Origin of the sequence: Skermanella sp. TT6, from assembly GCF_016653635.2 — a bacterium.
Classification (GTDB): domain Bacteria; phylum Pseudomonadota; class Alphaproteobacteria; order Azospirillales; family Azospirillaceae; genus Skermanella; species Skermanella cutis.
In genome coordinates this window covers 20,892-37,316 of the sequence record NZ_CP067423.1, presented here as the reverse complement: position 1 = coordinate 37,316, position 16,425 = coordinate 20,892, and the positions used below count along the sequence as shown (strand labels likewise).

The 16,425-nt window shown below is 65.1% G+C and carries 16 protein-coding genes and 4 pseudogenes; 9 read left to right on the top strand and 11 right to left on the bottom strand.

Annotated features, from left to right (window positions below):
- Nucleotides 1-131: 131 nt before the first annotated feature.
- From IGS68_RS35835 to IGS68_RS33810, 4 genes and pseudogenes are all read right to left on the bottom strand, one after another.
- Nucleotides 132-638: a hypothetical protein gene (locus IGS68_RS35835; RefSeq protein ID WP_246670852.1), complete on the bottom strand. Its 507-nt coding sequence runs from the start codon at nt 636-638 to the stop codon at nt 132-134.
- A gap of 245 nt (nt 639-883) precedes the next feature.
- A pseudogene (locus IGS68_RS36400) lies at nt 884-1,303 on the bottom strand (TniQ family protein); the annotation flags it as partial.
- Nucleotides 1,303-2,232 (bottom strand): TniB family NTP-binding protein, encoded by a 930-nt coding sequence (locus tag IGS68_RS33815; RefSeq protein ID WP_154386546.1) that lies wholly within the window; start codon nt 2,230-2,232, stop codon nt 1,303-1,305. The gene IGS68_RS33815 and the pseudogene IGS68_RS36400, both read right to left, overlap by 1 nt.
- Nucleotides 2,223-3,806: a Mu transposase C-terminal domain-containing protein gene (locus tag IGS68_RS33810; protein ID WP_246765472.1), complete on the bottom strand. Its 1,584-nt coding sequence runs from the start codon at nt 3,804-3,806 to the stop codon at nt 2,223-2,225. Before IGS68_RS33810 ends, IGS68_RS33815 begins: the two co-directional genes overlap by 10 nt.
- A 362-nt stretch (nt 3,807-4,168) precedes the next feature.
- Between IGS68_RS33810 and IGS68_RS33805 the strand changes: the two are divergent.
- The 5 genes and pseudogenes from IGS68_RS33805 to IGS68_RS33785 all read left to right on the top strand — a co-directional run.
- Nucleotides 4,169-4,390: pseudogene (locus tag IGS68_RS33805) on the top strand (hypothetical protein); the annotation flags it as partial.
- Nucleotides 4,391-4,543: 153 nt separating this feature from the next.
- Entirely contained in the window at nt 4,544-6,061 is a 1,518-nt protein-coding gene (gene istA / locus IGS68_RS33800; protein WP_201072655.1) for an IS21 family transposase, read from the top strand.
- Between the two features lie 18 nt (nt 6,062-6,079).
- The gene (gene istB / locus IGS68_RS33795; RefSeq protein ID WP_201072657.1) at nt 6,080-6,841 is read left to right on the top strand and encodes an IS21-like element helper ATPase IstB; all 762 of its coding nucleotides are present in this window, start codon (nt 6,080-6,082) and stop codon (nt 6,839-6,841) included.
- Nucleotides 6,842-6,913: 72 nt separating this feature from the next.
- The gene (locus tag IGS68_RS33790; RefSeq protein WP_371822011.1) at nt 6,914-7,864 is read left to right on the top strand and encodes a site-specific integrase; all 951 of its coding nucleotides are present in this window, start codon (nt 6,914-6,916) and stop codon (nt 7,862-7,864) included.
- 118 nt (nt 7,865-7,982) lie between these two features.
- The gene (locus IGS68_RS33785) at nt 7,983-9,002 is read left to right on the top strand and encodes an LLM class flavin-dependent oxidoreductase (protein WP_154386547.1); all 1,020 of its coding nucleotides are present in this window, start codon (nt 7,983-7,985) and stop codon (nt 9,000-9,002) included.
- Nucleotides 9,003-9,043: 41 nt separating this feature from the next.
- Here IGS68_RS33785 and IGS68_RS33780 read toward each other — a convergent pair whose 3' ends face one another.
- Both IGS68_RS33780 and IGS68_RS33775 read right to left on the bottom strand, forming a co-directional pair.
- A complete protein-coding gene (locus IGS68_RS33780; RefSeq protein ID WP_185910482.1) occupies nt 9,044-9,562 on the bottom strand; it encodes an RES family NAD+ phosphorylase in 519 nt (172 codons plus the stop codon).
- Nucleotides 9,559-9,948, bottom strand: coding sequence for an MbcA/ParS/Xre antitoxin family protein (locus IGS68_RS33775; RefSeq protein ID WP_154386548.1), 390 nt, complete (start codon nt 9,946-9,948; stop codon nt 9,559-9,561). The genes IGS68_RS33780 and IGS68_RS33775 overlap by 4 nt, the downstream gene beginning before the upstream one ends.
- A 162-nt stretch (nt 9,949-10,110) precedes the next feature.
- Here IGS68_RS33775 and IGS68_RS33770 point away from each other — a divergent pair, with 162 nt between their 5' ends.
- Both IGS68_RS33770 and IGS68_RS33765 read left to right on the top strand, forming a co-directional pair.
- Nucleotides 10,111-11,106, top strand: a complete 996-nt coding sequence (locus IGS68_RS33770; RefSeq protein WP_247881530.1) for a recombinase family protein — start codon at nt 10,111-10,113, stop codon at nt 11,104-11,106.
- On the top strand, nt 11,045-12,013 hold the full coding sequence (locus IGS68_RS33765) for an IS5 family transposase (RefSeq protein WP_201083566.1): 969 nt from the start codon (nt 11,045-11,047) through the stop codon (nt 12,011-12,013). Before IGS68_RS33770 ends, IGS68_RS33765 begins: the two co-directional genes overlap by 62 nt.
- A 39-nt stretch (nt 12,014-12,052) precedes the next feature.
- Here the strand turns inward: IGS68_RS33765 and IGS68_RS33760 are convergent.
- Nucleotides 12,053-12,478 (bottom strand): annotated as a pseudogene (locus tag IGS68_RS33760) (IS66 family transposase); the annotation flags it as partial.
- Between the two features lie 192 nt (nt 12,479-12,670).
- On the opposite strand from IGS68_RS33760, the gene IGS68_RS33755 reads away from it, so the two are divergent.
- Complete coding sequence (locus IGS68_RS33755; protein WP_201083759.1) at nt 12,671-13,552, top strand: tyrosine-type recombinase/integrase; 882 nt, start codon at nt 12,671-12,673, stop codon at nt 13,550-13,552.
- A gap of 10 nt (nt 13,553-13,562) precedes the next feature.
- Nucleotides 13,563-13,856, top strand: a pseudogene (locus IGS68_RS33750) (transposase zinc-binding domain-containing protein); the annotation flags it as partial.
- 4 nt (nt 13,857-13,860) lie between these two features.
- On the opposite strand, the gene IGS68_RS33745 reads toward IGS68_RS33750, so the two are convergent.
- The 4 genes from IGS68_RS33745 to IGS68_RS36095 all read right to left on the bottom strand — a co-directional run bounded on the left by IGS68_RS33745 (nt 13,861) and on the right by IGS68_RS36095 (nt 16,399).
- A complete protein-coding gene (locus IGS68_RS33745) occupies nt 13,861-14,724 on the bottom strand; it encodes an IS5 family transposase (RefSeq protein WP_247881529.1) in 864 nt (287 codons plus the stop codon).
- Nucleotides 14,725-15,045: 321 nt separating this feature from the next.
- The gene (locus IGS68_RS33740) at nt 15,046-15,447 is read right to left on the bottom strand and encodes an SWIB/MDM2 domain-containing protein (protein WP_201083757.1); all 402 of its coding nucleotides are present in this window, start codon (nt 15,445-15,447) and stop codon (nt 15,046-15,048) included.
- A 123-nt stretch (nt 15,448-15,570) separates the two neighbouring features.
- Complete coding sequence (locus tag IGS68_RS33735) at nt 15,571-16,179, bottom strand: hypothetical protein (protein WP_201083755.1); 609 nt, start codon at nt 16,177-16,179, stop codon at nt 15,571-15,573.
- 94 nt (nt 16,180-16,273) lie between these two features.
- Nucleotides 16,274-16,399 (bottom strand): hypothetical protein, encoded by a 126-nt coding sequence (locus tag IGS68_RS36095; protein WP_256445804.1) that lies wholly within the window; start codon nt 16,397-16,399, stop codon nt 16,274-16,276.
- Between the last annotated feature and the right edge of the window lie 26 nt (nt 16,400-16,425).

Below are 16,425 nucleotides of genomic sequence, written 5' to 3'. Positions count from 1 at the left end.
CAGCGGGCAGCCTCTCTCGTCGAGCAGAATGCCGATATCGACGTCAATCGGGCTTGCGGACGAAATCTCGTGCATCCTTGTACGGCCGGATGAATCGAAATTCGTGAGACTACGCCCCGCAGCACGCAGTCTCAGCATTTCTGAATCGCCTGCTCGTCGCTCGATAGTTTGGGCGACAACCATGCCCCGGGTGACGCCGGATTCCCGGCAAGCGCAGCATCGATCAGCCGAGCCCGGACACGCTCTCGCTTTCGCGGGGGCAGCTCTTCCGCTGCGGTCCAGTTCGGATCAGCCAGAATTTGACGTGCCAGGCGCTCGTACTCGGCCGCCGAGCGCTTCAGCAGCTGGACGTGCGGCCGTCGGCTTGGCCTTGAGAGGCGGATCGGTCGTGGCGCGGCCCGCCGGGCGAGATGAGCGGCGACAGGCGGCATTGCACCGTCCACGCGCGGATCGGTACCGAAAACGTCGTCCAGAGCCAGCAGCGTCAGGAAGCGCCAGCGCACCGGCAACTGGCCGAGCGGAGTTTTGGCGCCGACGGCATGCCTGGCTTCATAGGGACAGCGCCAGCCGGCTTCGTTGAACCACAGCGCCAGCACCGGCCGCGCTGCTGCCGGATGGTCGAGCGGCGCCCAGAGCACTGAGAGCGCCTTCTCGAGCCTGTCGCCCTCGGGATTTTCACCGTTGACGCTTGCCGTGATCCGCTGCTGGGTGGCCAGCGCCGTCGCCAGGAGGGCGGGATCCTGTGGCTGACCGCCCTCCCTCCCCTATCGGTGAGAAGCCGCGCGCAATGGCTGCAGACAGGCCGCGCGCTTCCGTCGTGCAGGTGGAAAGCCACGGAAAGACGCCAGTGGCACGATACGCAGTGATCGTGCAGCAACTCGCCATGAGTTGGGCAGATACAGCGTTCGGCGAGCATCCAGCCGGCTCGAAGATGCGCGTCGTGGCCCGCAGCGCGATCGGCAGCGAAGCAAGCGAGACAGACTGGGATAGACCCGGACATCGCCGACGGCGTCCATTCCGGTCCCCTGCTTACGTACCAGGCTCGAGCGCGTCGCGGGTAGCGCCAGCTCAGGGACAGGCGATGCAACCGATCGGGGTCGACACTGCAGATCTGTGCCCAAACCCTCGTCTGCCCGGCCGCCGGAGCCCCGTCGTCTATCGGCAGGGGTGACGACAGGCCACTGAAATAGCCGGCTAGTTGCTGCGCCGTAAGGCCGTAGCGGCATGCCACCCGCGCCATCCAGGAGGACAGCAATTCGTCGCGAAAGGGCCGCGGCGCCACGGGCAGACGATCCGGCTCCATCACCCGGCCGCCGGCTGCGGCATCCGCCGGCGTGCCGATTGCGTCATCGACACAAGCGGAAGGACAAGATCATCGCCGAAGCTCATCAGGTCGAGCCGTTCCTTCCCCGACCGGATCGCCTCCTCGGCTGCCGTCTCGATCAGCTGGAAAATCCTGAACGTGACGCCGCTGGTGAGCGTGTGGATCCTTTCACGAACCGCGTCCGTTTCGAGATCGGACGGAGCGCGCAGCGGCAGGATGCCAGCGAGGCTTTTCAAGAGCCGCGCAAAGGCGTGATCGTTCTTCCAGAGCTTGAGATGAAACGCCTCGAAGCGCTCGGCAAGCTGCGCGTCGGTGAGCAAGGCCTGGCGCGCCAGGTCGGTACCGGCGCAGACAAGCGGCACTCTGAGGTCGTTTGCGAGAAACCGCAGCGCATTCAGGAAAATCCGTTGCTGCCGATAGGTCCCCGCCAGCATGCCGTTGACCTCGTCGAGCACGATCATTCTGGCGCCGACGGTGCGCAGCAGCGAGCGGCAGATGTCTTTCTCCCGGGCAAGCGCGCCGCCGACGAGCGCTGGAGCCTGCAGGCTGGCCAGCAGTTCCCGATAGAGGTCGCGCTCGACCGGCTCCGAGGGTACTTGGGCCACGACGACCGGCCTGTTGGTCACGCCCGTCGACTGACACAATGTGGGCGGATGCGCCCGCTCGAATTTGCGGACGATCTTGGTCTTGCCCATGCCGGTGTCGCCATAGATCAGCAGGCAGGGCATACGGTCACGTGGGGGATAGGCAAGCAACGCGTTCAGGCGGACAAGTGCGGCTTGCGCCTGGTCGAAGCCGATCCAGCGGTCGGCCTTGATCCAGGCAATGCGCTCTTCGTCGGGCAAAGCGGCATAGCGGCGGTAGCGGTCGTCGAGGTGCTCGAAAGTCCCCTCCCCTCTCACGACCATTCCTCGACGGGAAAGACGGGGACCTTGCTCCAGTCGATCGGCCGCTCATCCTCGATTTGCGCCGGCTCGGCCGCAACCAGCGCGTTTGACGCGGCAGCCTCCAGCGCTCGGTCGCGCCTCTCCGCCAGCTGACGCGCTGCCTTGGTGCGCCTGGTCGCGTCCTCGACTAGTGCGCGCTGGGACTCAATGGTCTCGAAGATCAGCTGCTCGTCGACCAGCGAAAGACCGCGTTCCCGCAGGGCGGTCCGAGCGCGGCGATGTTCGCCAAGTGTGATCGGCGCGCGCCGCAGATCGGCAAAGCGGATCGGCCAGCGCGTACCATCCGGAGCGCGCACGAAAACCCTCGAAAGATCGCGTGGATCGTAGGAAACGCGCAACGCACGATCGAGCCGACCGGCCCATATGCTCAGCACGTCATCCCAGTAGCGGAGACCGAACAGGTGAATGCCGTCACGCCGCACCAGCCGGTCGGCGCTGGGCAGGAAATCGATCGTGAAGCCGGCGAGATCGTGGGGCTGACGCACAGGCCGAACGCGGCGGGCCGCAGCCTCGTGCCATGCCGCAAGCGGCGGAATCCCCAGCGTTCCATGGCGATCGGCGTGGTAGCGCGTGATTTCGAGCGCCATCCACCGCTCCAGTTCATCCAGAGTCATCGTCGCATGGGCGGCGGAATCATAGCTGCCACGCTCGTCGATGTCGCTGAACGTCGTGCCCGGCAGAAGATGGACGGCGCCCATCATGGTGCCGATCAGCCGCTCGATATGGCCGCCATAGTGGGGAGTGGCGATCGGACGATGGATGAGCTCGATGCCATATTCCTCAGCGCCCCGCTGCAGGGCGCGCGACCGGAATTCCTTGGCGTTATCGAGGTGGATGGCATCAGGGAACCCGCAGGCCGGCCACTTCGCATCGATGCCCAGTCCGGCAAGCCACACCTCTTTCGGCTGCACGACATGCTGGATTACGAGTGCGACCGAAACCGTCGACGGCGCCTCGAGCGTCAGGTAGAAGCCCGCGACCATGCGGCTTGCGATGTCGATGGCGAGCGTCAGCAACGGCCGCTGCAGGGGCCGCCGACATCGGCGATCGACGACAATGACATCGACCAGCGTGTGGTCGATCTGGACTACGTTGAACGCGCACTCGGCGGCATATTCTCCCGGAACTGGGTGGAAGCGATCACGCGCTGCCTTCGAGCCTTCCCGTGCCTTGGTCAGTTCGGCGGGGTCTATGACCTCGATCCGCGCCTTCAGCGCATGCCAGGACGGTACGCGCACGCCACGCGAGCGGCAGAGCCCGCGGATCTCCTTGTGCAGTCGATTGATGCTCGGCTTCTGGCGTGTCTTGTAAAAGTCCCGGAGCGCTTCGGCGATTACCGCTTCGGTCTCATCCGGCAACCGGCGGCTGCCCTGTCTCGTGCCGCCCGGGCGCGGCAGCAGCGAACTCGTGACCGGATGCTCCCGATAAGCCCTGATCAGTTCGTAAAGCCGGGTTCGCTTGAGGCCGAGTTCACGGCAAGCCCGGAAGAAATCGGACCGGCCGGGGCAGTCGAGCGAGACCAGTCTGCGGATCACGGCCTCCCTTGCAACCGCCTCATTCCAGGCGGCATCATCAACCGTCTCCTTGTCGGGCCCATGAACCACAGCCACCCTCGCTGTAAAGTTCGTCCGCTCGAATGTTACGAAAAATCCGCTGATTCGGCTAGAATCCGCCAATGAACTCCGAAGATGATTCGCGCCAGATCAGTAACTTGCCGTCCGTTGACCAAACGCGAGCGACAGCCCGAATCGTCGAGCAGAAGCCCGAAAATCGCCTCGCGCGACCCTCCGCACCGCCCCACAGCACGGGGGCGCAGGACGATGCTTTAGGTCTGCGGTCGTCGGCCGGGCTGGAGGCGAAAGCTGCGGACGATTTGCCCGACATCATCGATGTCGTCATGGAGATGGGTCGCGCCCCGGAAGAACTGTCAGCCGAAGCCCCCTCCCCTCTTCCGGCCGTCGCCAATCCGCGCCTGCCGGCGCATCTCGACGCGTTGGCCGATCGCGCGCGCGATTATGTCGAGGCGGCGAGCTCGGCCAACACCCGCCGCGCCTACGCTGCGGACTGGAAGCATTTTTGCGCCTGGGCGCGCCGCTGCATATTTCGGCTGAATCCGCCCTCTGATTTCGGGGGAAAGCGCCCCCCTGTTTCGGTTCAAACCGCCCTGCCGTTTCGGCGATTTCGCCCACACGTGGGAGTAGAGATGGGCGGCGTCTGATCCTGTATCGGCATCTACACTGGGGTCCTTGCGACAATGGGCAGGGAGGGTGGGATGCCGCGAGGGAGATCGGACATGCGACGCATCAGGGAAGTCTTGCGGCTGCGCGATGAGTTCGGGGCGAGCGTGCGCCGGATCGCGGCGGCATGCCGGATGCCGCGCACGACGGTGCGCGATTACCTGCGCCGCCTCGAGAGCGCGGACCTGCGCTTTGGCGACGTGAAGGAGTGGAGCGACGAGGAGCTGGAGCGGCGTCTGTTCCCGCCACCGCCGGCGCAGCCACGTCCCCTGCCGGACTGGGCAGCGGTGGAGCGGGACCTGGGCCGGCGGGGCGTGACGCTCCAACTGCTCTGGCAGGAGTATCTGGTTTGCCATCCCGACGGCTACCGCTACACCCAGTTCGTCCAGCGCTTCCGGGACTGGCAGGCCGCCCGGGCAGTTCCCCGGATGCGGCGCGACCATCTGCCGGGCGACGCGCTGGAAGTCGATTACGCCGGCATGACCCTGATGATCGGGGTCGGCGCCGATGCCCGCCCGGCGCAGATCTTCGTCGCCTGCCTGCCGTACTCCGGCTACATCTACGCCGAAGCGACCTGGACGCAGCGGTCGGAGGACTGGCTGGCCTCCCACGTCCGGCTGCTGGAGCACCTGGGCGGTGCTCCGGCCCGCCTGGTGCCCGACAACCTCAAGGTCGGCGTCAGCCACGCCTCGTTCTACGATCCCACCCTCAACCCCGGCTACCACGACCTTGCCCAGCACTACCGGATCGCCGTCGTCCCGACGCGGGTGCGTCAGCCGAGGGACAAGGCAGCGGTCGAGAATGCGGTGCTGCAGGTCGAACGGCGCGTGCTGGCGCCGATCCGCGACACCGTCTTCGTCAGCCTCGACGCCGCCAACGCCGCGATCCGGGAGCACCTGGCCATGCTGAACGCAGCACCGCTGAGCGGCGACAAGGACAGCTGCCGGGCGCGGATCCTGGCCGAGCGGGAGCGTGCCCATCTGCGGCCGCTGCCGGCGGACCGCTTCGTTCCGGGAACCTGGAGCCGCTACAAGCTGGCGCCCGATTACCATGTCGTGATCGACGGCGCCGCCTACTCGGTGCCCTACACCGCGATCGGCAAGACGGTCGATGTCCACGCGACCGCCGCCCTGATCAGCATCTTCCTGCGCGGGCGGCGCGTCGCCTGCCATCCCCGGGCTTCGGCCGGCAGCCGGACGACGCTGGAAGCTCACCAGCCGGCCTCCCACCGCGCGGTGGCCCGCTACACGCCGGAACACCTTCAGGCCGAGTTCGCCGCGGTCGGCTCGGCGGCGACCCTGCTGTTCGAGCGCATCCTGGCGGCGGCGGAACATCGCGAGCAGGCGGTGCGTGCCGGTCTCGGCCTGCTCCGGCTCGGCGGCGCCCACGGCGCCGACCGGCTGGAACAAGCCTGTCAGGCCGCCCTGGAAGCCAATGTCCGATCCTGGCGCTACGTCCAGCGCTGGCTCACCAGCGGCGGTCCGCCGCCAGCCTCATCCGACGGCTTGGGCGAGCACGCCAACCTGCGCGGCCCCTCTTACTACCGGAACTGAACAAGGAGACCCGAGAGCATGAAGCATCCGACCCACGAGGCTCTGCGCCGGCTGCGGCTGTACGGCATGGCGCGCGGCCTGGAAGACCTCGAGCGCCAGCCCGAGCGCAACCAGCTCAGCTTCGACGACCAGCTTGCCCTGCTGGTCGAGCGCGAGACGGCGGAGCGCGCCAACACCGCCCTGGCCAGCCGGCTGAAGCGGGCCCGGCTGCGCCAGACCGCCTGCCTGGAGGATCTCGACTGGCGCACGCCGCGCGGCCTCGATCGCACGCTGATCCGCGATCTGGCGAGTTGTCGCTGGGTTCGCGAGCACCAGCCGCTGCTGGTGACCGGCCCGACCGGCATCGGCAAGACGTTCCTGGCCTGTGCGCTGGGCAACCAGGCGGCCCGGGAAGGCTACGGCGTCTTCTACACCCGGCTGACGCGCCTGCTCGACGATCTGGCGACCGCCCGGCTCGACGGCTCGCTCGCCCGCGTCCTGCGCCGCCTGGCCCGCCTGGAGGTGCTGATCATCGACGACTGGGCCATGACCGAGCTCACTGCGGCTCAGCGGCTCGACCTGATGGAAGTGATCGACGACCGGCATGACCGTGCCGCCACGGTGCTGGCAACCCAGATCCCCGTGGCGAACTGGCACCGGTCGATCGGCGATGCCACTTACGCCGACGCGATCCTCGACCGCGTCGTTCACCGGGCATTGCGCATCGAGCTCACGGGCGAGTCCATGCGCCGGGTACGGGCGGCAGACCAGAAAACAGCCAGATCTGCAACGCCATCGTGACCCCTGGCACGAGCGACGATACCAGCATAAGATGAAAACGATGGATCACGATGCCGCCCACCCACCCGTCCCATGGGGCGGGTGGGCGAAATCACCGAAACGGTGGGCGGTTTGAACCGAAACGCCAGGGCGCTTTCGCCGGAATACGCACGCCGCCAAGGTCTGGACGTGTTCCCGCCCGATCCGCAGTTGGTCGGCCTCTACATCACCGCCTGCGCCTCAGGAAAGGCGACCGGCGACAAGAAGCCGAACTCCGTATCCACGATCGAGCGGCGCCTCTCCTCGCTGACGTGGAACTATGCACAGCGTGGCCAGCCGCTGGACAGGAAAGACCGGCACATCGCCACCGTCATGGCCGGCATTCGCAACAGCCACGCAAAACCGCCAGTACAGAAGGAAGCCATCCTGCCCGAGAATCTCATGGCCATGCTGGAAACCCTCGATCGGGGTACCCTGCGCGGCTTGCGCGACCGTGCCATGCTGCTTCTCGGCTTTGCCGGCGGGCTGCGTCGTTCCGAAATCGTCGGCCTGGACGTCGGCCGCGACCAAACCGAGGACGGCCGCGGCTGGATCGAGGTCTTCGAAAAAGGCCTGCTCGTCACGTTGCGCGGCAAGACCGGCTGGCGGGAGGTCGAGATCGGCCGGGGCTCGTCCGACACGACCTGCCCGGTCGTGGCGCTGGAGACCTGGCTCAAGCTCGCGCGCATTGCCCACGGGCCGCTGTTCCGAAGGGTGACGGGGCAAGGCAAAAAGGTGGGCAGCGAGCGGCTCAACGACCAGGAGGTGGCACGCCTGGTCAAGCGGGCAGCGCTGGCGGCCGGCGTACGCGGCGATCTTTCCGAGGGCGAACGAGAACAAAAGTTCGCGGGGCATTCGCTGCGCGCCGGGCTTGCCTCGTCGGCCGAGGTCGACGAGCGCTACGTGCAAAAGCAGCTCGGCCACGCCTCCGCCGAGATGACCCGTAGATATCAGCGGCGCCGCGATCGGTTTCGAGTCAATCTCACCAAGGCAAGCGGGCTGTAGGGACAAAAAACCCCCTCCCCTGCCCTTCTCGCACATCTGGTGGGCGAATTCGGCGTGGCGCGCCAGCGGTTCAATAACTAGATAACGCGAGCGCCTTTCACTCTGACGTGGCATTCTCATGAAAAAGATCGGTTTTCTGTCGTTCGGACACTGGACGCCCTCGCCCCAGTCGCAGACACGGTCTGCATCCGATGCACTCCTGCAGTCCATCGATCTGGCCGTTGCTACCGAAGAGCTGGGCGCGGATGGGGCATATTTCCGCGTGCATCACTTCGCCCGCCAGCTTGGCTCGCCGTTCCCGCTGCTGGCGGCGATTGGCGCCAAGACCAGCCGCATCGAGATCGGCACGGCGGTCATCGACATGCGCTACGAGAACCCGCTCTACATGGCCGAAGACGCCGGCGCCGCCGACCTGATCGCCGGAGGGCGTTTGCAACTGGGCATCAGCCGCGGCTCGCCAGAGCAGGTGATCGATGGCTGGCGCTACTTCGGCCACGTTCCGCAAGAGGGCGAGAGCGATGCCGACATGGCCCGGCAGCACACCGACGTGTTCCTCGACGTGCTGCGCGGCAAAGGCTTTGCACAACCCAACCCGCGCCCGATGTTTCCGAACCCGCCTGGCCTGCTGCGTGTCGAACCACATTCGGAGGGCTTGCGTGATCGCATCTGGTGGGGCGCCGCCACCAACGCAACTGCGGAATGGGCAGCAAAACTGGGAATGAACCTGCAGAGCTCCACACTCAAGTTCGACGAGAGCGGAAAACCCTTTCATCTCCAGCAGGCCGATCAGATTCGCGCCTTCCGCGAGGCGTGGAAGGCGGCCGGTCACACGCGCGAGCCGCGGGTCTCCGTCAGCCGCAGCATCTTCGCGTTGGTGGACGATCGCGACCGGGCGTATTTCGGCGGCAACGAGAGCGAAGATCATTTCGGTTACATCGAGCCTGAAAAGCTCGCCGTGTTCGGCCGCTCCTATGCCGCCGAGCCGGACGTCCTTATCGAGCAGTTGAAGGGCGACGAGGCCATCGCCGAGGCTGACACGCTGCTGCTCACCGTCCCCAACCAGCTCGGTGTCGACTACAATGCGCATGTCATCGAGGCGATCCTGACCCACGTCGCCCCGGCCTTGGGTTGGCGCTGACGCCTCCGTCCGAAAGCTCCCTCTGTCCTTCCGCAATTGCTTCATCGCCAGGACAACTGGTCCTTCGGCAGCCGGCCGCTCGGGTCGAATACAGTCACCTTGTGCGGAAGATCCGGACCCCAGTCCCAAAGCACTAGGTTGCGATCTTCTGTCTCGGCACCCGGAGCAAAACTCGGAACCAGAATACCGGCAATGCCTTGAAGCCGCAGTTGGTCATAGATGGACCAGGATGCAGGGCGCTCGCCGTCGCTGAGGACCGTTGCCCAAGCGCAGGCCATGTCCTCGAGCGCGACGGAAAATTCTCCCCTCCCCTGCTCGGTCGTCAGGTCTGCGATGCCCTCGCAATCGACCTCATAGGAGCACAGCACACAGGGGTCGATCCGATGCGCAAAGCCTTGATTGGCTTCTTTGACCGCCGTCATGATGGTGAGCCCCAGATATAGCGCTGGCACACCTTTGGGATTGAAGCGCGCACCCCTGATCGCGGCTCCCTCACCGGAAGTCGGCTTGAAGGCCCAACGCGGATCATGTGCCCTATAGCAGGTTCTGACGAACCTCACGCAAAGCCGCCGAGGGCCATATGATCCAGATAATCGCGAACGGCAGCGGCTTTGCCTTCCTTCACGAGGGCTTCGGCGGTGCGACCACCGAATGCCGGCAGCGGCTGGGCTCGGTACCAGGCCATCGCCTGTTCCTTTCCGCCCGCCCATTCCGTCACGCGACTGATGATCTCGAGCATTTCACGTAGACGCCCCTGGGTCTTTATCGTGCGGCTGCGCTCCAACCGATAGAGGGTTTCGCGGGCAAGGCCGGCCGTCTCGGCCAATTGGCCCTTGGACATTCCAAAGCCGTCCGCCACTTGGTTGATGGCAATTTTCCCGGCCCGGTCCATATAGGACAAAACCAAAGGTTCATTCTGCACGGGTATCTTGAGGGCCTGGCCCATAGGATTCCATCCTGTCATACACATAGTCGCATTTACTGTGCAAAAGATATGACACTCCTCGGCTATTTTCAAGTTCGGAAGCCGATGCGTCTCCAACCGATCGGTTATCTGTATCTTCTACGTTTGTAATTTCGTCTCCGATACGGTTCTCAGGCGCTCCAAATGGCCAAAACACCGCACAACCACTCCTCCCGTCGACCACAGAGCCGGCAAATCGGCTATGCGCGCGTCTCGACAGACGAGCAGGCTACAGAAGCCCAGGAGATGGAGTTGCGGTCCGCCGGATGTGAGACAATCGTCCGGGAGCACGGCTCCGGGGCCTCAAGAGCCCGCCCTGCCCTTGCCAAGATTGTCCGCGAGATCGACGCTGGCGACACGCTTGTCGTCGTTCGGCTCGACCGCCTGGCGCGCTCGGTAAGCCATCTGCTCGATGTCATCGAGGACCTGACGGCAAAAGGTGCGCATTTCCGGTCGCTCAGCGACCCGATCGACACCACGACGCCGCAAGGCATGTTTTCCCTGCAGGTTCTTGGCGCCGTGGCCCAGCTGGAGCGGGCTCTCAACTCCGAACGGACCAAGGCAGGCATCAAAGCCGCCAGAGCAAAAGGCCGGATGCCGGGCAATCCAGGGATCCGCGAACGTCGGCCGGACGCGCTGGCCAAGATGACGGCCGCGCAAAAGGCAGCCTATGGAGCGCGTCTCCAGTCATCCGCGAACCAGTGGCTTCCCATTGTGCGGCGCATGCGACCCGACCACACATGGGACGATATCTCCCGCGTTCTCAGGCAACGTGGTCTCGATTGGACTCCTGAGCGTTTACGGCGCGCGGTGAAATGGATTGTCAGCGAGGGAATGGCCGACAAGTCGCTTCTGAGGAAGTCGCCGCCTCGGCCAGCTGAGGATCGTCTGATGACCCTCGTGGCGGGCATCCATTCCTCCAATCCGGAGCTGACCTTGCGCGAAATCGCCAACCAGCTCGAGCGACTTCGTGAGCGTACGCCCCGTGGCGACATTGGTGCGAAAATGGTGATCGAGCTGGCGTCCGGGAGTCAGGTCGCGTATAGGGGCCGCCCGCCTGTCGCCCCTCGAGATTTGCATGCCCTACAAGGCGAACGAACCCCGCCGCCACAAGATCCCGAAGGCGCGCTACAAGATTGACAACTGGGCCGAGTATGATGCCGCACTTCAGCGACGGGGCAGCCTGACGGTCTGGGTGACGCCCGAGGCGCTCGCGGCCTGGACACCGGCCCGGTCAGGCAAACGCGGCCGGCCGCGAAGCTATTCGGACATCGCCATCGAGGCCGGGCTGATGTTGCGCCTGGCCTTTGGTCGTCCATGGCGTCAGACCGAAGGCATGCTGAAGTCGGTCATGGGGCTGCTCGGCCTGGAGCTGCCGGTCCCGGACCATACGACCTTCTCGCGCCGCGGCGTCGACCTGGGGATCGCGGCGGCGCTGAAACGGGCGAACGGATCGGTGACCGTGGTGATCGACAGCACCGGCCTGAAGGTGTTCGGGGCCGGCGAGTGGCTGCACGAGAAACACGGCGGCAAGCCGCGACGGACCTGGCGCAAGCTCCACTTGGCGATCGATCCCGACAGCGGCGAGATCCTCGCCTCGGAGCTGACCACCATGGACGAGGGCGACGCGTCGCGGGTCGGCCCGCTGCTCGATCAGATCGACCGCCCGATCTCCGCGGTGTTCGCCGACGGCGCATACGATGGGGAGCCGGTCTACCGCTCCGTCGCCGGGCACACTCCCGACGCCGCCGTGGTCATCCCGCCCCGCTCGACCGCGGTGCCGAGCGCCGCGGCGGACACCGAGCCGACCCAGCGCGACCGCCACATCCAGCTGATCGAGGAGCGTGGTCGGCTGGGATGGCAGCGGGCCGTCGGCTACGGGAAAAGATCCTTGGTCGAAGTGGCGGTGTTTCGGTACAAGGCCCTGATTGGCCGCAGCCTGCGGGGTCGGAGTCTGCCTGCCCAGAAGGTCGAGGCAACCGCCGGATGTAAGGTCATCAACATCATGACCGGCCTCGGCATGCCGGTGTCCCGCCGGATCGCCTGACCGCCGCGGGAAAGGGGGTAATCCGGCCCCATCCTGATTTCTGCACCAACGTCCCAGCGATGCGATCACGGCCCAGCGATGGCCGCCACCTTCAGAACCTGCAAAAAGACTGTTCTTTCTGCCCAGAGCGACTGGCCGGATGCAGCGTTCCACCACATTGGTATCCATTTCCACCCGGCCGTCGTTGAGGTAGAAGCACAGCGCCATCCAGCGGCCGAGCGCATAGCGGATCGCCTCCGCCAGTTTGGAGCGGCCAGGCAGGCGTCGGAGTTCCTGCTCCAGCCAGGTCTTCAGCTCAGCTACCTGTGGAGCAGCCTCGGCCTGCCGGATCTGTCGGCGCTCATCGGCCGTGCGGCCGCGGATGCGGTCCTCGATCGCGTAGAGCCGGGCCATGCGGCGCAGCGCGTCGGCGGCGATCGGAGAGCCGCTTTCGGCCAGATCGTAGAAGCGCCGGCGGGCATGAGCCTTATCTGGAGCTCCAGATAAGTCGCATTGGACTAAACCGCTACGCGGTATTGGCGCTCCGGCTCGAGAGATCGCTGTCCATCCTGACGTGAAACCGCTGGTCGACTGAGTTCCGGCATCCCTGGAGGTTCCGATTGCGCCAGCATGGCGGGGCTGCTCGCAGCACCGTCCATCTCGCTCAGGAGATTCCCCATGACAGCCCTTCGGCAACGCATGCTCGAGGATATGCGGGTGCGCAACCTCTCGCCGCACACCCAATCCTCCTACATCCTGCAGGTCTCCCTGTTCGCCCGCCACTTTGGCCGATCGCCGGAAGAGCTGGGACCGGACGAGATCCGCGCCTGGCAGGTCCACCTGACCGACGAGAGGAAGCTATCGCCGGCCTCGATCGCGGTCGCCGTCTCGGCGCTGCGCTTCCTCTACAAGGTGACGCTCAGGAAGGCGTGGACCTTCGAAGAGGTCCTGCCGGCGCCGAAGCCGCCGCACAAGCTGCCCGTCGTCCTCAGCCCCTTGGAAGTCGTGCGGTTCCTCGGCTGTGTCGACAACATCAAGCACCACGCCATCCTGACCACCTGCTACGCCGCCGGCCTGCGCGTCTCCGAAGCCGTTCACCTCAAGATCAGCGCCATCGACAGCCGGCGCATGGTCATCCGCGTCGACCAGGGCAAGGGCCGCAAGGACCGCTACGTCATGCTCTCGTCCGCCCTGCTGGAGACGCTGCGCAGCTACTGGCCGACCGTTCATGCCCGGGAGTGGCTGTTCCCGGGAGACTTGCCCGGCCAGCCGATCACCCGGGACGCCGTCGGCAACGCCTGCCGCAGGGCGCACCGTCTCTCCGGTCTCACCAAGCCGGTCACCCCGCATTCGCTGCGCCACGCCTTCGCGGTCCACCTGCTGGAAGCCGGCACCGACGTGCGCACTATCCAGCTGCTGCTTGGACATCGCAGCCTGGCGACTACGGCCCAGTACCTGCGCATCGCCACCAGCACGGTCTGCGCGACGGCCAGCCCGCTCGACCTGCTGCCCCGCCCGATCCCGATCGAGCCGAAGCCCGCCGCGCCCGCGCACTTCTGAGCGCCCGGCCATGGCCCGGTCAGGGCCGGAAGTGGCGGATGTGTTCCGCCGCTACGGCGACGCCTATCGTGAGCGGCATGACGCGGCCCTGCCCACGGCGCAGCGCCGCGTCATGACCGCAATCGAACGCTGCCGCACGGCGGCGTTGGGTGGTCACGTCGACCAGTGTGATCAGTGCGGGCACCAGCGTATCTCCTACAACAGCTGCCGGAATCGGCATTGCCCGAAATGCCAGTCGCTGGCCCGCGCCGAGTGGCTGGAGGATCGCCGCGCCGAGATCCTCGACACCCAGAGGCTGTTCGTAGAGATCAGGCACTGACGTCCTCATTTGCCAAGCGCTTCAGGCGCCGAGAAAGGATGGAAACGAAGGCGATCTCGATGAAGGCGACGAGATGCTCCTTCGTCCGCTCGAAGATGATGTTCAACCGACGATAGCGTGAGATCCAGGCAAAGGACCGCTCCACCGTCCAGCAAATCCCAGTCGGGAGGAACTTTCCGTTGCGGCCGCGAGCGATGGGCTCGACGGCAATGCCGAGCTTCTGCCCTGCTTTGGCCAGACGCTTGCCCCGGTAGCCGAGGTCGCCCAGCGCCGATCCCCGGAAGCCTTTGCCGGAGAGTTCGCGGAGCACCGGGATGATCCCTTTCGTATCATGCACGTTGGCTGGCGAGACGTCGATCGCCAGCGGGATGCCGTACTTATCGACGCCCAGGTGAACCTTGACGCCGTTGATCTTCTTGCCGCCATCGAAGCCACGGCCGAAGCAGCTCGGGGCCGAGCGGCAGGAGCGGCTGTCGATGACGACAGCCGTCGGCTCCGCGGCATCACCGCAGGCCAGCCGCCAAGTGCGGCGCAGCCGGTCGAGCAGGCGGCGCCACAGTCCAATCCGGGTCCAGCGGGCGAACAGGCTGAACAGCGTGTTGAACGGGATATCGCAGAGCTGGCCGATGGCGCGCCACTGCATGCCGCAGAAGCAGAGACACCAGATCGCCATGATCGCCTTGCGCAGCGTTGCTCCAGCCAGTGCCGGCTTTGGTCCTGACCGCGTCGGCTTCGCGCCGTCTGCCTCCATCGCCGCAAGTTCCACCAGAACCTCATCCACGAAGGCATCGACGTCGGAGAATGCATCCCACGAGGCTGGAGACGTCTTGGCGGTTCTGACGGCGGTACCCATATCCTGCTGGCTCGGCGACTGTTGACGACGGCTCCCGACATAGCCCGTCAACCTCCCGCACGTCAGCCCTCTTTCTCCTTAAAGTAGCATCCCGGTCAGCACAGGGCGGCACGCCCCGTCTGCGAACAGACTCTAAAAAGGCGGGAGAGTTCAACCAAATCGTCCTGTGTCATCTGCCTTTCCGCCAAAACCGGTCAGGATCAGGATCGCCGGGCTGGTTGTCTCCAGAACAGGCTCCACCTCAGAGCGTTCCGTCGCTTACCTGTTTGTACCGGTAAGCGACGGTGGGATTGTTGGATCTGGCACGGGAACCAGGGCTCGTCATTTCGCATCAGGCGACGTGAGGTGCTGAGACAGGTACTTGTTCATCTCGAACATGGTTACCTTCTTCCTGCCGAATACCGCTTCCAGGTTGTCGTCGGCCAGGATCTCGCGCCGGTTTTCCGGGTTCTGTAGTTCATGCTTCTTGATGTAGTCCCACACCTTGCTGACGACGTCACCGCGCGCCAGAGGCTCGCCTCCGACGACGGCAGCCAACTCCTTGGACGGCTGCAGGAGCTTTTGCAGCGCGTTGGGCTTCTGGCCCTCTTTGCTTACCGGCTCTACTTTGCTGCTTTGTGCCTTAGCTGCTTTGGGCGCTTTCGCCCCCTTGGTTTCCTTGGATGCTCTGGTTTCGTCAGATGATTTAGCTTCTTTGGAAGTCTTGGTGTCTTTAGCCGCCATGATTGCCCTCTGCGTCGCCGGGTTCGTTGGTTTCACCCGGTGGAGATGTGCCGGTCGCAGGTAACACTTTGCCGACTGGGAAGATCCCTTCGAACCTATCCATAAGGTTATCAATGCCCTCAGTTACGCTGATGGAATGTGCTGAACCGCTTGTCGCGCCGAGACCAGAGCAGCCCGGCCATGACGAGCGTGTAGAGGACTGCCGCGAGAACATAGCCTACTCGCGTCGAAAACGCCTCGGCGCTGCTCCCGGGCAGCGGCGCGCCGAGACCAGAGCAGCCCGGCCATGACGAGCGTGTAGAGGACTGCCGCGAGAACATAGCCTACTCGCGTCGAAAACGCCTCGGCGCTGCTCCCGGGCAGCGGCGAGACGCCGAGCCCGAACAGGATCAGGAAGGTGACAAGCACACCCGCATAGACTTTGCCGGCCCTGACATCGGCCGCTGCCCGCCCCCCAAAGGCAAGGCCGACTGCCAGAAGGATCAGGAACAGCCAGGGAAGTTCCGGCCGCAGTTCGACGACCGTAAAGGCGATTGAGGCGACTATCCCTCCCAATAGAATGACGGTCACCAGAGCAGATGTCGTACGCAGGCTGGTCGCAAAGTCGATCTGGCCGAGAAGCGAGCGCACGATCCGCGACAGCCTGCGCATTCCCAGCATATTCGTCACAGCGCACGACGATGCGGCGACCATTGGACAGGCCATGGCTGCCCGGACGGTCGGCTTCGTCACCAAGCCCTACACCTTAAGGGAAATCACGGCTGCCCTTGCCGAAGCTCTCAGCAGCCCTCATGGCCTTTGCTGAACCTGGACAAGCCGCTCGACATCATAGCGGAAAGATGATCTTCCAGACCGTTCCCGATGATGCATCCACCTCGATCGATCCCTCGACCTGCTTCACCAGTCGCTCGACAAGGGTCATCCCGACGCTGCGGCGGAGTTGCCGATCCATTCCCTTGCCTGTCAATCGGCTTCGGA

What these genes read in the sequence shown, in the direction of transcription:
- IGS68_RS33815 (WP_154386546.1), bottom strand. Translation starts at nt 2,232, where the DNA reads ATGGTCGTGAGAGGGGAGGGGACTTTCGAGCACCTCGACGACCGCTAC.
- istA (WP_201072655.1), top strand. Translation starts at nt 4,544, where the DNA reads ATGCCGCGAGGGAGATCGGACATGCGACGCATCAGGGAAGTCTTGCGG.
- istB (WP_201072657.1), top strand. Translation starts at nt 6,080, where the DNA reads ATGAAGCATCCGACCCACGAGGCTCTGCGCCGGCTGCGGCTGTACGGC.
- IGS68_RS33790 (WP_371822011.1), top strand. Translation starts at nt 6,914, where the DNA reads ATGGGGCGGGTGGGCGAAATCACCGAAACGGTGGGCGGTTTGAACCGA.
- IGS68_RS33785 (WP_154386547.1), top strand. Translation starts at nt 7,983, where the DNA reads ATGAAAAAGATCGGTTTTCTGTCGTTCGGACACTGGACGCCCTCGCCC.
- IGS68_RS33775 (WP_154386548.1), bottom strand. Translation starts at nt 9,948, where the DNA reads ATGGGCCAGGCCCTCAAGATACCCGTGCAGAATGAACCTTTGGTTTTG.
- IGS68_RS33770 (WP_247881530.1), top strand. Translation starts at nt 10,111, where the DNA reads ATGGCCAAAACACCGCACAACCACTCCTCCCGTCGACCACAGAGCCGG.
- IGS68_RS33765 (WP_201083566.1), top strand. Translation starts at nt 11,045, where the DNA reads ATGCCCTACAAGGCGAACGAACCCCGCCGCCACAAGATCCCGAAGGCG.
- IGS68_RS33755 (WP_201083759.1), top strand. Translation starts at nt 12,671, where the DNA reads ATGACAGCCCTTCGGCAACGCATGCTCGAGGATATGCGGGTGCGCAAC.
- IGS68_RS33745 (WP_247881529.1), bottom strand. Translation starts at nt 14,724, where the DNA reads ATGGGTACCGCCGTCAGAACCGCCAAGACGTCTCCAGCCTCGTGGGAT.
- IGS68_RS33740 (WP_201083757.1), bottom strand. Translation starts at nt 15,447, where the DNA reads ATGGCGGCTAAAGACACCAAGACTTCCAAAGAAGCTAAATCATCTGAC.
- IGS68_RS36095 (WP_256445804.1), bottom strand. Translation starts at nt 16,399, where the DNA reads ATGGATCGGCAACTCCGCCGCAGCGTCGGGATGACCCTTGTCGAGCGA.